The 14,578-nt window shown below is 36.1% G+C and carries 11 protein-coding genes; 5 read left to right on the top strand and 6 right to left on the bottom strand.

What is annotated here, in order from left to right; genetic code table 11:
- The 6 genes from ACIQ6Z_RS06790 to ACIQ6Z_RS06765 form a co-directional block, all read right to left on the bottom strand.
- Positions 1–296: copper homeostasis protein CutC (locus ACIQ6Z_RS06790; protein WP_396210165.1), on the bottom strand; the 296-nt coding region annotated here is incomplete at its 3' end.
- Between the two features lie 3 nt (positions 297–299).
- Entirely contained in the window at positions 300–1,295 is a 996-nt protein-coding gene (locus tag ACIQ6Z_RS06785) for an isoaspartyl peptidase/L-asparaginase family protein (protein WP_396210164.1), read from the bottom strand.
- The gene (locus ACIQ6Z_RS06780; RefSeq protein WP_396210163.1) at positions 1,295–3,565 is read right to left on the bottom strand and encodes a family 20 glycosylhydrolase; all 2,271 of its coding nucleotides are present in this window, start codon (positions 3,563–3,565) and stop codon (positions 1,295–1,297) included. Before ACIQ6Z_RS06780 ends, ACIQ6Z_RS06785 begins: the two co-directional genes overlap by 1 nt.
- Before the next feature lie 81 nt (positions 3,566–3,646).
- Entirely contained in the window at positions 3,647–6,208 is a 2,562-nt protein-coding gene (locus ACIQ6Z_RS06775; RefSeq protein ID WP_396210162.1) for a sodium-translocating pyrophosphatase, read from the bottom strand.
- Between the two features lie 511 nt (positions 6,209–6,719).
- A complete protein-coding gene (locus ACIQ6Z_RS06770) occupies positions 6,720–9,203 on the bottom strand; it encodes a DUF5686 family protein (RefSeq protein WP_396210161.1) in 2,484 nt (827 codons plus the stop codon).
- A gap of 63 nt (positions 9,204–9,266) precedes the next feature.
- Entirely contained in the window at positions 9,267–10,244 is a 978-nt protein-coding gene (locus tag ACIQ6Z_RS06765; protein WP_396210160.1) for a pyruvate dehydrogenase complex E1 component subunit beta, read from the bottom strand.
- 271 nt (positions 10,245–10,515) lie between these two features.
- Here ACIQ6Z_RS06765 and ACIQ6Z_RS06760 point away from each other — a divergent pair, with 271 nt between their 5' ends.
- The 5 genes from ACIQ6Z_RS06760 to ACIQ6Z_RS06740 form a co-directional block, all read left to right on the top strand.
- A complete protein-coding gene (locus ACIQ6Z_RS06760) occupies positions 10,516–11,262 on the top strand; it encodes an electron transfer flavoprotein subunit beta/FixA family protein (RefSeq protein ID WP_396210159.1) in 747 nt (248 codons plus the stop codon).
- Between the two features lie 75 nt (positions 11,263–11,337).
- The gene (locus ACIQ6Z_RS06755) at positions 11,338–12,306 is read left to right on the top strand and encodes an electron transfer flavoprotein subunit alpha/FixB family protein (RefSeq protein WP_396210158.1); all 969 of its coding nucleotides are present in this window, start codon (positions 11,338–11,340) and stop codon (positions 12,304–12,306) included.
- Between the two features lie 146 nt (positions 12,307–12,452).
- Positions 12,453–13,079: a bifunctional nuclease domain-containing protein gene (locus tag ACIQ6Z_RS06750; protein WP_396210157.1), complete on the top strand. Its 627-nt coding sequence runs from the start codon at positions 12,453–12,455 to the stop codon at positions 13,077–13,079.
- Between the two features lie 19 nt (positions 13,080–13,098).
- Entirely contained in the window at positions 13,099–14,352 is a 1,254-nt protein-coding gene (locus tag ACIQ6Z_RS06745) for a nucleoside permease (protein ID WP_396210156.1), read from the top strand.
- Positions 14,353–14,409: 57 nt separating this feature from the next.
- Positions 14,410–14,578 (top strand): four helix bundle protein (locus tag ACIQ6Z_RS06740; RefSeq protein ID WP_396210166.1); only part of this gene is annotated, 169 nt, incomplete at its 3' end.

Raw genomic sequence — 14,578 nt, 5'->3', positions numbered from 1 at the left:
CGCAATATTCCGAAAACAAATCCATTGATTCCAATTTTTTTGATGGTCTCGATTTCAGATTTCATTTGTTCAAATTCTACTTCTGAGTAAATGAAATTTCCACCCCTCGGACGAATCATTACATATAAATCGATGGTCAAATTTTCTCGAGCTTGTTGAATGATTTCAATAGAAGGTGTTGTTCCACCAACTGACATGTCTGCACATAATTCCACGCGATCAGCTCCAGCTTTTTGTGCTATTAGAGCAGATTCAAGGTTAAAACAAGCGATTTCTATTTTTTTTTCTTGGATCATAAATTATTTCAAAAAGTAATTGGCATCCAGTAATCGATTTCCTGTGGCATCGTGAACGGCATAATTGAAACCTCCTTGCACACAATAGGATCCGTAGTCCCCTTTTTTATTCAGCGCAATAAATCCAACTTGGATGTCTTTTAATTCCTTACCTCTATTTTGAGTGAGTTTTACAATGCGCATAACGGCTTCTTCACAGGCTTTTTGTGGTGTTAATCCTTGACGCATTAATTCCACAACGAGATGACAACCCGAAATTCGAATAACTTCCTCTCCATGACCGGTAGCTGTAGCCGCCCCAATTTCATTATCAACATACAAACCGGCGCCAATTAATGGAGAATCGCCCACACGTCCATGCATTTTAAATGCCATTCCACTAGTAGTACAAGCCCCAGATAAATTACCATTAGCGTCTAAAGCAATCATTCCAATGGTATCATGGTTTTCAATATTCGCAATGGGTTTGTATTGACTGGTTTTTAACCACTCTTTCCATTCCTTTTCTGAAGCTTCCACTAACAAATTCTCTTTTTTGAATCCTTGAGCAATAGCAAATTGCAAAGCACCTTCGCCAACCAACATTACATGTGGTGTTTTCTCCATAACGGCACGCGCTACGGAAATAGGATGTTTGATGTGTTCCAAACAAGCAACCGAACCAATATTCGAAAGTTCGTCCATGATACAAGCATCTAATGTTACGCGACCATCTCTATCGGGACGTCCACCATACCCAACACTGCGCTCATTGGGATCGCCTTCTGGAATTTTCACTCCTGCTTCTACAGCGTCCAAAGCACGACCATTTTTGCTTAAAATTTCCCATGCGGCGGCATTGGCTTGTAGTCCAAAATTCCAAGTTGAAAGCACAATTGGTTTAGTACTTTTTATGGGAGCCGTGATATTTTCGCCACGGGATTCACTTTTAAATGCCTGAAAGGCAAGACCGGCAGATGCTAATGCTGTTGTCTTTAAAAAATTTCTTCTATTTGTCATTATTCTACACTTATTTCGTCAATAAACAACCAACTATTAGAACCCGCTCCAGGTTTTCCATCGGGGATGATGCCATTATTTTGGGCAATAACTCTTATCTTTTGTACCCTTTGCTTATCAAAATTAACCACCAATTTTCCATTATTTTGTTCCATTTCTTCAGCAGAAATCACTGCAACCTGTTCGAAATTTTCTCCTTCTTCTGCTACCCAAATGGTAATATTTTTAGGATAATAAATCCAACTCGCTGGCGCTGTTAATGTGGAAATTTCGACTTTTGAAACGGTTAATACTGTCCCTAAATCAATCGTTGCATGCAAGTCTTTGCCCCAAAATCCCAACCAATCTCTTCCAAATTTTGAAGTGTTTCCTTTCATGCCGTCTACTAGGGTAAATCCGCCTCCTATTCCATAATTTTCGTGGGGTTGGTGGAGCAACTCAATCGTTTTACCGGTTGATTTTGAAATCGCAAACAACTGCTGAAGGGTCGCACTTTTGGCTTTATTATTTTCAAAATAGGCGGCTTTTATGGTCTGATTAGCTGTTACTAGAATTGGTTTTTCATAGACCAACGATGAAGCACTTGGCTCCGAGCCATCCGTTGTATATTTGATCCCCTTGGGATGCACCGATTGCAATTCGAATGCAACCCCATTTTCTGCGGGATGTACTTTTGAAGTCACTTCAAAGAGGGCTTTACTGTAGTTGATGCCTTTATGGTCGTATACCGAAAAGTGTTGGATCAATCGTTGTTCAAAATTTTTATATTTTGAAGAATCCGAAGTTCCCCAAAGCACTTCAGAAAGGGCGGCCATTCGAGGAATGATCATGTATTCAACGTGTTCTGGAGTGTTCATGTATTCGGTCCAAACGTTAGCTTGGGCTCCTAAAATATAAGTAGCTTCTTCGGGAGTAAGTTCCTTTGGAATGGGATTAAACGCATATACTTTTTCGACATTGGTATAGCCACCAATGGCGATGGGTTCATTTTTGGGTTCGCCCTGATAATGATCAAAATAACAATGCGAACCGGGAGTCATCACAACAAAATGTTTTTCTTTGGCTGCCGAAATTCCACCTTCGGTACCTCGCCAACTCATAACAGCAGCGTTAGGGGCTAATCCGCCTTCTAAAATTTCATCCCACCCGATGATTTTTCGACCCTTACTGTTTACAAATTTTTCAATACGTTGAATAAAATAGCTTTGCAATTCGTGTTCGTCTTTTAATCCTTTTTCTACTATTATTTTTTGGCAATGGGTGCAATTTTTCCATCTGGTTTTTGGACATTCATCACCTCCAATATGGATGTATTCGGATGGAAACAATGCCATAACTTCGGTAAGCACATTTTCTAAAAAGGTAAATGTTTCTTCTTTTGGGCAATACACATCGTCAAAAACACCCCATTTTTTAGCTACTTCAAAAGGGCCACCCGTACAGGATAATTCGGGGTAAGCGGCCAACGCAGCGAGTGAATGTCCTGGCATTTCAATTTCGGGAACAATAGTGATGTGACGTGCAGTAGCATAGGCTACAATTTCTTTGATTTCGTCTTGGGTATAAAATCCCCCATAATGAAGGGAATCAAACTTTTGTTCGTTATAATGACCCACCATTGAACCTTCGCGCCAAGCGCCAAATTGGGTTAATTTAGGATATTTTTTTATCTCGATGCGCCACCCTTGATCTTCGGTTAAATGCCAATGAAAGGTGTTCATTTTATACATTGCTATATAATCAATGTATTTTTTGATGAATTCGGCAGGAAAGAAATGACGACCTACATCTAAATGCATGCCACGCCATTTGAATTTGGGATGATCAACTATTTCTAAACAAGGTATTTTGATATCCGAATTGTGCTCAAATGGAATGAGTTGTAAAAGTGTTTGAATCCCGTAAAAAATGCCTTGATTGTATGCTGCTTTTACAGTGATTGATTTTGCAGCAACCTCTAATATATAATCTTCTTTAAAATCACTTGCATTGGGGTCCTCAACATCAAAAACTAAATTAATTGTTGCTACAGATTTTGGCACCCTTTTTACAATTTTCAAATCCAAACCCGTTTGGCTTTTTATGCTCTCTTTTAGGAATAAAGCTTCAAAAGAAGTTACATCGTTGGTTTGAATAACTGTTTTGGAATGGAGCACAAAAGAGCCTGATTGGTAGCTTATATTTTGTGGCATGGGAATCAAAGACAAATTGGATTGTCCAAAACCTATTGCAGTTAAAAAAATAGCGATTAGTATGTATTTACGTTTCATGTTGGCCAAATATATTCTATAAAAATAAATAAAAAAACCGCACATTGCTGTGCGGTTTCTATTATTTTATAAAAGTTTAGATTATTTTAAAGCCTCTACTTTTGCTTTAACGTCTTCTAGTGAACCTTCAAAAACTTGAACATTTACATTCCCTTTCTCAGAAGTAGTAACCGTTGCTTTAGCTTTTCCATTCACATTTTTGATTTCAACTTTAACGTTTTTATCTGCATCCATTGCACAACAAGCTTTTGCACCTTCTTTGGCGATAAATTTACCGTTAGCATCGTAGTGCGACATGCAAATTTCTTTTTCTTCTGCTGAACAACCTAATGAATCACACATTTTAGCACATGCATCTTTAGTCATTGTAGCACATTTTGACATATCACATTTTCCTACTTTTGTAGAAGAAGTAGTATTCATTTCGATAATGGTATATTTCATTTCTTTTTTAACACCTTCTGAATGTCCACCTAATATTGGGGCAATTACCAATCCAATTAAACACGTTAATTTAATTAAGATGTTCATTGATGGCCCTGATGTATCTTTGAATGGATCACCAACTGTATCTCCAGTTACTGCTGCTTTGTGTGCATCTGAACCTTTATACGTCATTTCTCCGTTGATTTCAACACCTGCTTCGAATGATTTTTTAGCATTGTCCCAAGCGCCACCAGCGTTGTTTTGGAATACTGCCCAAAGAACACCTGAAACGGTTACCCCTGCCATATAGCCGCCTAACATTTCAGCGATTAATTGGTTGTTATCTCCGTAAACTAATTTTCCTAAAAGTACAATAGCAATTGGGAAACCAATCGTTAAAATACCTGGCAACATCATTTCGCGTAAAGCGGCTTTTGTAGAAATTTCAACACATTTTCCGTATTCTGGTTTGCCTGTTCCTTCCATGATACCTGGAATTTCTTTGAACTGACGACGCACTTCATATACCATGTCCATTGCAGCTTTTCCTACTGAATTCATTGCTAATGCAGAGAACACAACTGGAATCATACCTCCAACGAATAACATTGCTAATACTGGTGCTTTGAAAATATTAATACCATCAATTCCAGTAAACGTTACATAAGCAGCAAATAAAGCTAAAGATGTTAACGCTGCAGAAGCGATTGCAAAACCTTTACCTGTTGCAGCAGTAGTATTACCTACTGAATCTAAAATATCTGTTCTAGTACGAACTTCTTTTGGTAATTCACTCATTTCAGCGATTCCACCTGCGTTATCCGAAATGGGTCCGAAAGCATCGATCGCTAATTGCATTGCTGTTGTTGCCATCATTGCTGAAGCTGCTAAAGCTACACCATAGAAACCTGCAAAAGCATATGAAGCCCAAATGGCCCCCGCGAATAATAATACTGTTGGAAAAGTAGAAATCATACCTGTTGCTAAACCAGCGATTACGTTTGTTCCTGCACCAGTTGATGATTTTTGTACGATGGCCAATACTGGTTTTGTACCTAATCCAGTGTAATATTCTGTTACCGATGAAATAACTCCACCTACAACTAAACCAACAATGGTAGCGAAGAATACACGCATCGAAGAAATTTCTTTTGCTCCTTCACCATAAAAATCCATGGTCATTACTTCTGGCAACATAAAATCTACCAAGAAATAACAAGAAATAGCTGTTAAAATAATTGAAACCCAGTTTCCTTTATTTAAAGCCCCTTGTACTTGTGCCTCTTTAGCATCATCACTTGAAATTTTCACTAACATTGTTCCAATGATAGAAAATAAAATTCCGAAACCAGCGATGGCCATTGGTAATAAGATTGGTCCGATTCCACCGAATCCTTTATCAACAATATTACCACCCATATCTTTAATCACATAATTCCCTAATACCATAGCCGCAAGAACGGTTGCCACATAAGAACCGAATAAATCGGCACCCATACCTGCAACGTCTCCTACGTTATCTCCAACGTTATCTGCAATAGTCGCTGGATTACGTGGATCATCTTCTGGAATACCTGCTTCTACTTTTCCTACTAAGTCAGCTCCTACATCGGCAGCCTTCGTATAAATACCACCTCCAACACGAGCAAACAAAGCAATTGATTCAGCTCCAAGAGAAAATCCAGCCAATGTTTCTAACACTACTGTCATTCCTTCTGTATCGGTCCATACCCCACCCATGAATAAGTGGAAGAAAATTATAAAAAATGCTGTCAATCCTAAAACCGCTAAACCAGCCACTCCAAGACCCATAACTGTTCCGCCACCAAAAGAAACTTTTAATGCTTGTGGTAAACTCGTACGAGCAGCTTGTGTAGTTCTAACATTTGTTTTTGTAGCAATTTTCATCCCCATGTTTCCCGCTAGAGCAGAAAATATAGCCCCAAAAATAAATGCTACAACAATTAATAAATGTGTTTTCACACCTGGAATAAAAGTAATTCCTGCTAAAACAATACTTGCTAAAAGCACAAATATTGCTAATAATCTGTATTCTGCTTTTAAGAATGCTAATGCTCCTTCGTAGATGTAATCTGAAATTTCTTTCATTTTTCCATCACCAGCATCTTGTTTTAATACCCATGCTCTTTTGGCAGCCATAAAAGCTAAACCAATCAACGCCATTACTATTGGCACATAAATCATCATTGATTCCATAAAAAATAAATTTTGTTCTTAATTTTATCGGATGCAAAAATAACAATTTTTTAAGAACTTATACAATTTGTGTAGTTTTATAAAAACAAATGTGCAAAATTTGTATAGCTTACTCAAATATTACCAAAAATAAACGCTTATTTCTACAACTATTCGCCAACAATTAGATGTTACACAATTACATTTTTTGGATTTTTTACACAGAATAGTGTATCATCAGAGAAATTAAGGACACCCCCCCTTAGTTTTCATTAATTTGAGATTAATAATGAAAAAAAATCTGAATTAATGCTGTTCGGATGTTTAGTTCATTTAATGGCAAATCGTATGTTTACTATTCAAAATAGCAACAATATAGGATTGAAAAAAAATCAACTGTATTTTTATTCCTTATTTGAAACTCCGTAGATAGGAGTAAAATAATAGTTAGAATGTAGATTTCGTTAAAAAAATTAAGGTATTGATCAACAAATTTTTAAACACAAATAGTAAAATTTGAGCCATCGTCGAACTAAAAATAAAATCCAAATGAAGCTCTAACAGCAAATTTTCTAGCATTTGGCATTTCTAAATAACTTCCTCGCCAAGCACAATCAATACGTAATACTTTAAAAATATTTCCAACTCCAGCATTGTATTCCCAGTAAACGTCCTCTGGAGCAACATATTGTAACCCGGAAGCATTGAGTATTTTGTTATTTTCAGATACCCTACCATAAACACCTTTAATTCCTACAATTTCTCGCAAATTTAATTTTCTTAAGTAAGGAATTCTTGAAAACAATCGGCCATTAAAATGGTGTTCCAAATGCATGGAAACATATTCATCCGCCACAAAATCATAATAGTCTAATAAATTATAGGTGTTTTCAATTACAAACCATGATTGATTTCCAGGAATCACTCCCATCAAACCCAAAGGAACCTCTCCAAAAATTTTCCCAGTTTCAAAGGTGGTAAACAATCGCCCAAAACCCCCAATTAATGTCGGTTGGCGGTAATAAAGTTGCAATTTTTGATAATTAAAATCACTATTTAAAACTCCCTTTATTCCGTTGCTGTAACTGACAAAAAAACGGGCATAATTAAAATCAACATCCAAACGATCTACACCATAACCAACGGTTTTTCGCTTTGGAGTATATTCAGCAATAATATTTATTTCTGATTGCTTAACCTGATTATTAATTTTTGCCTGTGTCAAATCTGTGTAGTAATCCAAACTAAAGTCACTTGATGCGGACTTTAAAGTCCTATAGGTCAAATTTGTTTGAAAAGTAAAATTCTTTAACGGCTCTATCTCAATACCTAAAGTGGTAAGATTTACAGAAGTTAATTGATTATTTACACCACTTGCAAAAAGTGCAGATGATGCAAAACTTCTTCCTAAAACGTCATTAGAAGTGGTCAAACTAACACCCATCTGTTCCACATCTCGACGATTACCAACCGATAATATTACCCTTTTATTTGGATTCACCATCCATCTTCCAGAAATTCCGTATTTGAATTGATTGTCTTCAAATCCATAGGCAGTATACCCCTGAATACGCCAAATATCATTAGATCCAAAGTAGGTTCTACCGCCAATTCGTATGCGCTGACCTTCGACATCATTAAATCCAAAAGTGGAAAAAATTGGACCAAAATCCATTTTTAATTTTGGTATTTCAATATACCCACTTCCTAATATTGATGCTAAACTATATATTCGTTTAAATCGCGGTACTTCTTTTAAAGTATCTAACATCTTATAGATACCCGCTTCATTTTTATTTAAATTTTCAAATCGGTTTTCGAGCCAAAATTCATCCGATTTGTTATACACCGAATTGTCATAAAAATTGACTTCTTCTTTGTAAAATTTATCTCCTTTTGGTTGGTCAAATTGATGATTTCTGAAAAGTGTTGTACGTTTTCCATAAACCCCTTTGGCTTCATCTTTCTTTGAAAAACTAAAATCAGACATCATATAATCTCGGGTAAGCAAAAATACAGAGTCGTTCATTACTTCAAACTCTTGCTCAATATAGATCTCTTTTACCCAATTGATATTAGCACTTTTACTTGCCTCCAAATTAATTTTTTTAATGGCAAAAGTGCTGTCATTTACCCAAAAATCACCTTTAAATGTTAATTCGTTTTTTCGCCGGGGATAATATATAATATTATAACACCATTTATTATCTATATACATACTATCAGCAAGCACATAGTTGTATACATTAATTCCCGTTCGCGATAACGGACTCACAAAATCTTTATCAAAGAATTTCAGGTAATTATCGTATATGTCATAATCTGCATACAAATCTTTAATGAACGTATTTACACCGTCGCCACTACCTAGGCCCGAATTTTTATTGGCCGTGGTGATCTCTTTTGTTCTTTTAGTTGTATTGTCTCCATATACTTGACTTAACGTCTCATTAATAAAAATTGGTAAAAAGGATTTCCCGGATATTTTAGACGTGTCAATTTGCTTAAATATAAATTCCATTCCTTTGAAAACTTTGTTTTTCATGAAAGCAGAATCGATTGTATTTAAGTCAAATTCAACCTTTTCATATTTGTCGTATTGGTATTGCTTGAACATTTTGAGGCCGTTCTTTCGTCTTCGCTCCCAAATTTTTCTCAAAATATCTATTGCAGGATTGTTCTTTTTGGAGGTTTTTCCAGTATAAATTGTAACTTCATCTAAAGACACACCCGACTTCAATACAATTTTAAGATCCTTATTCAATCCCGGGGCTAACTTAATTTGGACGCTATCATAACCTACAAAAGAAACAACTAAAATTGAATAATTTTCGTTCGATTCAAAATAAAAATCCCCATTATCATCGGTAATAACACCTTCTTTCGATCCTTTCAAGATCACGTTTGCAAAAGCTATGGGTTCATTTTTCTCGTCTACAACTTTTCCGCCTACTTTTGTTTGACCAAAAATTAGATTGATAAAAAATAACGCAAAAAATAATAATTTCTTTTTCATAATTACAAACAAAAACTTCATCAGTTTGTGTACTGATGAAGTTTCAAATATAATACGTTTTAGTTATTTATAGGTAACTTTTCGTACAGCTTTTATAACATCCTGAGCATTAGGTAACCATTCTTTCAATAGCGAAGGTGAATAAGGCGCTGGTGTATCTGCAGTTGTAATTCTTTGTACCGGTGCATCTAAAAAATCAAATGCTCTTTCTTGCACCATGTACGTGATTTCTGAAGCAACAGAGGCAAACGGCCACGCTTCTTCTAACACTACCAATCTATTGGTTTTCTTCACGGATGTCAAAATCGTATCGTAATCCATAGGTCGCACTGTTCTCAAATCAATGATCTCACAAGAAATCCCTTCTTTAGCCAATTCATCAGCTGCTAAATGGGCCTCTTTGATGATTTTTCCAAAAGATACAATTGTTACATCCGTACCTTCTCTTTTAATATCTGCAACTCCTAACGGAATCGTATATTCTCCTTCTGGAACCTCTCCTTTATCGCCATACATTTGTTCTGACTCCATGAAAATAACAGGATCATTATCACGAATTGCCGCTTTTAATAGCCCTTTTGCATCATACACAGTTGAAGGAACTACTACTTTTAATCCGGGAGTATTGGCAAACCAATTTTCGAAAGCTTGTGAATGCGTAGCACCCAATTGACCTGCAGAAGCTGTTGGACCTCTAAATACCATTGGCATTGGGAATTGTCCTGCAGACATTTGTCGCATTTTTGCTGCGTTATTGATGATTTGATCGATCCCAACTAGTGAGAAGTTGAATGTCATAAATTCTACAATAGGACGATTACCATTCATAGCCGAACCTACTGCAATACCCGCAAAACCTAATTCTGCAATGGGTGTATCAATGACACGTTTTGGCCCAAACTCATCAAGCATCCCTTTAGACGCTTTGTAAGCCCCATTGTATTCTGCTACTTCTTCACCCATTAAGTAAATCGATTCATCGCGACGCATCTCTTCGCTCATCGCTTCACAAATTGCTTCTCTAAATTGTATCGTTCTCATGAAATTAATTTCTAATTGAATTATGATTCGCAAAAATAGGAAAAATAACATTATCCTTTTGCGTTATCTAAAAAAATCATTTTTTTTCTACTAAATCGTTTTAGTTGATAATATGTTTAAAAACAGTTCAAATTAGGATTTTAAATTGCATTTTAAATCGAAAAATTGATTTTTTGGTAAGAAATTCGCATTTATTATGCGTGCATAGTTTTTTATTTCAATTTATTTTGTATTTTCGTAGCTGTATAATAGAACACTAAATTCGTATCAAATGAAAATATTAGTTTGCATCAGTCACGTACCTGATACTACTTCAAAAATTAATTTTACCAATGGTGACAGTGAGTTTGACACCAATGGAGTACAATTTGTTATCAATCCAAATGATGAATTCGGTTTAACCCGTGCCATTTGGTTTAAAGAGCAACAAGGTGCAATAGTAACTGTTGTAAATGTAGGTGGAGCGGATGCCGAAGCTACCTTGAGAAAAGCTCTGGCAATTGGCGCCGACGAAGCTATTCGTATCAATGCTACACCAACTGACGGTTTATTTGTAGCCAAACAACTAGCAAAAGTAGTGAAAGATGGTGGTTATGATTTAGTTATCGCTGGAAAAGAATCACTAGATTATAATGGCGGAATGGTTCCAGGTATGCTTGCTGGTATTCTTGGGTACAACTTTGTAAACGCTTGTGTAGGAATAGACCTCAACGGAAACGAAGCCAAAGTAACGCGTGAAATTGATGGTGGGAAAGAAATTATTTCGGCCGAACTACCATTAATTGTTGGTGGACAAAAAGGGATTGTAGAAGAAAAAGACTTACGAATTCCAAACATGAGAGGCATCATGATGGCACGAACAAAAGCACTTACCATAGCAGAACCAACAAGTGATGCTGCTGCTACCCAATCCATTAAATTTGAAAAACCAGCTGCAAAATCAGCTGTAAAATTAGTGAATGCAGATAATTTAGATGAATTAATTAGTTTATTACACAACGAAGCGAAAGTTATTTAGTAAATCATTGTTCCGTTTAAGTGTTTCGTTAACACTTAAACTTTAAAACATTTTAAACTCTTAAACGTAAAAATTATGTCTATACTCATATATGCTGAATCAGCTGAAGGAAAAATAAAAAAAGTAGCCTTTGAATTAGCCTCTTACGCAAAAAAAGTAGCTTCTTCCATGGGAACAACAGTTACTGCAGTAACTATAAATAATGCAGAAAATAGCGCTTTAGCAACTTATGGTGTTGACAAAGTGGTAACCGTTTCAAACGATAAATTAAATAACTTTAGTGCAAAGGCTTACGCCGATGTAATTGCTCAAGTTGCTAAAAAAGAAGGCGCACAAATTGTGTTGATTTCTTCGTCAACTGATAGCTTATATGTTGCTCCATTGGTAGCAGTAGCTTTGGAAGCTGGTTATGCATCAAATGTAGTGGCTTTACCAGAAAGCACTTCGCCTTTCCAAGTAAAAAGAACCGCTTTTTCAAACAAAGCGTTTAATTTAACTGAAATAAATACGTCTGTTAAAGTTTTGGGTATTGCAAAAAATTCATTCGGATTAATTGAAAATGCATCTTCATTAACGGAAGAAAGCTTTACTCCATCTTTAAATGATGCTGATTTTGGCCTCAAAGTACAAAGCGTAGAAAAAGTATCCGGCAAGGTAACCATTGCAGATGCCGAAATTGTGGTTTCTGCAGGTCGCGGAATGAAAGGTCCAGAAAATTGGGGCATGATTGAAGAATTAGCTTCATTATTAGGCGCTGCTACAGCGTGTTCAAAACCGGTTTCTGACATTGGTTGGAGACCACACAGCGAACACGTTGGTCAAACCGGAAAACCAGTCGCAGCTAACTTGTATATTGCAGTAGGAATTTCAGGAGCAATCCAACATATTGCAGGTATCAACTCTTCAAAAGTAAAAGTAGTTATCAACACCGATCCAGAAGCACCATTCTTTAAAGTAGCTGATTATGGCATTGTAGGAGATGCCTTTACAGTAGTACCTCAATTGATTGAAAAATTAAAGGCTTTCAAAGCCAGCAATTCGTAATACAATATTTGGTTAATAACTAAATTAAATTAAATGAGAGTTATCTTTGTTAAGATAGCTCTTTTTTTTATTTTTGAAGCGAAAGGTTCAACTACAATGAATGCGTTTCAAATTTAGTATCATTTAGCATAATTACAACCCCAATAATGAGTCTTGTAAAATTACATATCAAAGGCATTTCCTACAGTCAGACCCAAAATGGAGCCTACGCTTTAATTTTAAATGAAGCTGATGGAGATCGACAATTGCCAATCGTAATTGGCGCCTTTGAGGCACAATCTATTGCCATTGCACTAGAAAAAGAAATCAAACCTCCTCGCCCGTTAACTCACGATTTATTTAAAAGTTTTGCCGACCGGTTTGACATCGTTGTAAAACAAGTTATTATTCATAAATTGGTTGATGGTGTGTTTTTCTCAAGCATTATTTGTGAGCGCGATAAAATTGAAGAAATTATTGATGCTAGAACATCTGATGCAATTGCGTTGGCTATTCGTTTTCATGCGCCAATTTTTACCTACAAAAACATCCTAGACAAAGCCGGCATTTATTTGAACATCAATCCAGCAGAAAACGAAGATATGGAAGATCCCGGTGCCATTTTATCAGAACCGGAAACATTTGGAGCCACTGAAGATGTTGCTCCACAAACCGAAGGTTATTTAAGGCATTCTATCAAAGAATTATACGAACAACTAGAAGCCGCAGTTCAAAACGAAGATTACGAAAAAGCCGCCAAAATACGAGATGCAATCTCAAAAAAAGAATCTTAAACCACTAAAATAGGCTATTATGAATATAAAATTCAGATTGACAATTATGAATTTCCTCCAATTTTTTGTGTGGGGAGCATGGCTGATTACCGTAGCCAATTACTGGTTCGGAACCAAACAATGGGATGGAGCGCAATTTGGTGCCATTTTCTCTACCATGGGTATTGCCTCGGTTTTTATGCCTACTATTTGTGGAATCATCGCCGATCGTTGGATCAACGCAGAAAAATTATACGGAACCCTACATATTTTAGGGGGTTTAACGCTTTTTTATGTGCCTCAAGTTGATAATCCGGCAGATTTCTTTTGGGTAATTTTAATTGCGATGATTTTCTACATGCCTACCATAGCCCTCTCCAATTCTGTGGCTTATAATGCCCTAAAAAAAGGAGGTCTAGACGTTGTTAAAGATTTTCCGCCGGTTCGCGTATGGGGAACAGTAGGATTTATTGTTGCCATGTGGATTACCAATCTTACAGGAAATAAATCCAGCGAAAACCAATTTTACATTGCAGCTTTAGCGGCTGTGGCATTAGGGATTTATTCTTTTACGTTGCCAAAATGTACACCAGAAGGCAAAACCGCAGAAAATAAATCGTTCATTGATTTAATCGGACTGAGTTCGTTTAAATTATTTGCCAATTACAAATTAGCTTTGTTTTTCTTGTTCAGTATGTTTTTAGGAGCAGCTTTACAGTTGACGAATGCCTATGGTGATGTTTATTTGGATGATTTTAAACGCTTACCCGAATATGCAGATTCTTTGGTAGTAAAATATTCGACATTAATTATGTCCATTTCTCAAATTTCAGAAACCTTATTCATTTTAGCCATTCCATTTTTCTTAAAACGATTTGGCATCAAACAAGTGATGTTATTTAGTATGGTGGCATGGGTCTTGCGTTTTGGATTGTTTGCTTATGGAAACCCTGGCGACGGTTTATGGATGATTATTGTATCGTGTATTGTTTATGGAATGGCGTTTGACTTCTTTAATATTTCAGGTTCTTTATTCGTAGAAACCTCAACCGATTCTAAAATTCGTTCTTCCGCACAAGGCTTATTCATGATGATGACAAATGGATTTGGAGCCATTTTCGGAAGTATTACGAGCGGTTATATTATCGAAAAATATTTCACCACCGCTGAAGGAAAAGACTGGCACAACATTTGGCTTACCTTTGCCATTTACGCCTTAGTAATTACCCTAGCTTTTGCCATACTATTCAAACACAAACATGATCCTCAAGCAATAGAAGAGATTAAACATTAAAATGGGAAAAGGTCATGGGTTATAGGTAATTGGTAAAAGTTGATAATTAAAATAAACATGAGAAATTTTAGAGATATAGAAATTTGGAATTTATCCAGAGGGCTAGTTAAAGAAATTTATTTTTTACTGAAAATAATGCCTGATGAAGAAAAATATGGATTAACCTCTCAAATAAAAAGAAGTGTAATTTCTATTCCTTCAAACATAGCAGAAGGTTGTGCAAAAA

It is taken from the genome of Flavobacterium sp., assembly GCF_044376915.1.
GTDB lineage: Bacteria > Bacteroidota > Bacteroidia > Flavobacteriales > Flavobacteriaceae > Flavobacterium.
Note: the sequence above shows the minus strand (reverse complement) of the source record. Positions and strands in the feature narration are given on the sequence as shown.

Bases quoted from the DNA above. Each gene is read 5' to 3' on its own strand.
- ACIQ6Z_RS06775 (WP_396210162.1), bottom strand. From the start codon at position 6,208: ATGGAATCAATGATGATTTATGTGCCAATAGTAATGGCGTTGATTGGT.
- ACIQ6Z_RS06755 (WP_396210158.1), top strand. From the start codon at position 11,338: ATGTCTATACTCATATATGCTGAATCAGCTGAAGGAAAAATAAAAAAA.
- ACIQ6Z_RS06765 (WP_396210160.1), bottom strand. From the start codon at position 10,244: ATGAGAACGATACAATTTAGAGAAGCAATTTGTGAAGCGATGAGCGAA.
- ACIQ6Z_RS06780 (WP_396210163.1), bottom strand. From the start codon at position 3,565: ATGAAACGTAAATACATACTAATCGCTATTTTTTTAACTGCAATAGGT.
- ACIQ6Z_RS06760 (WP_396210159.1), top strand. From the start codon at position 10,516: ATGAAAATATTAGTTTGCATCAGTCACGTACCTGATACTACTTCAAAA.
- ACIQ6Z_RS06750 (WP_396210157.1), top strand. From the start codon at position 12,453: ATGAGTCTTGTAAAATTACATATCAAAGGCATTTCCTACAGTCAGACC.
- ACIQ6Z_RS06770 (WP_396210161.1), bottom strand. From the start codon at position 9,203: ATGAAAAAGAAATTATTATTTTTTGCGTTATTTTTTATCAATCTAATT.
- ACIQ6Z_RS06785 (WP_396210164.1), bottom strand. From the start codon at position 1,295: ATGACAAATAGAAGAAATTTTTTAAAGACAACAGCATTAGCATCTGCC.
- ACIQ6Z_RS06745 (WP_396210156.1), top strand. From the start codon at position 13,099: ATGAATATAAAATTCAGATTGACAATTATGAATTTCCTCCAATTTTTT.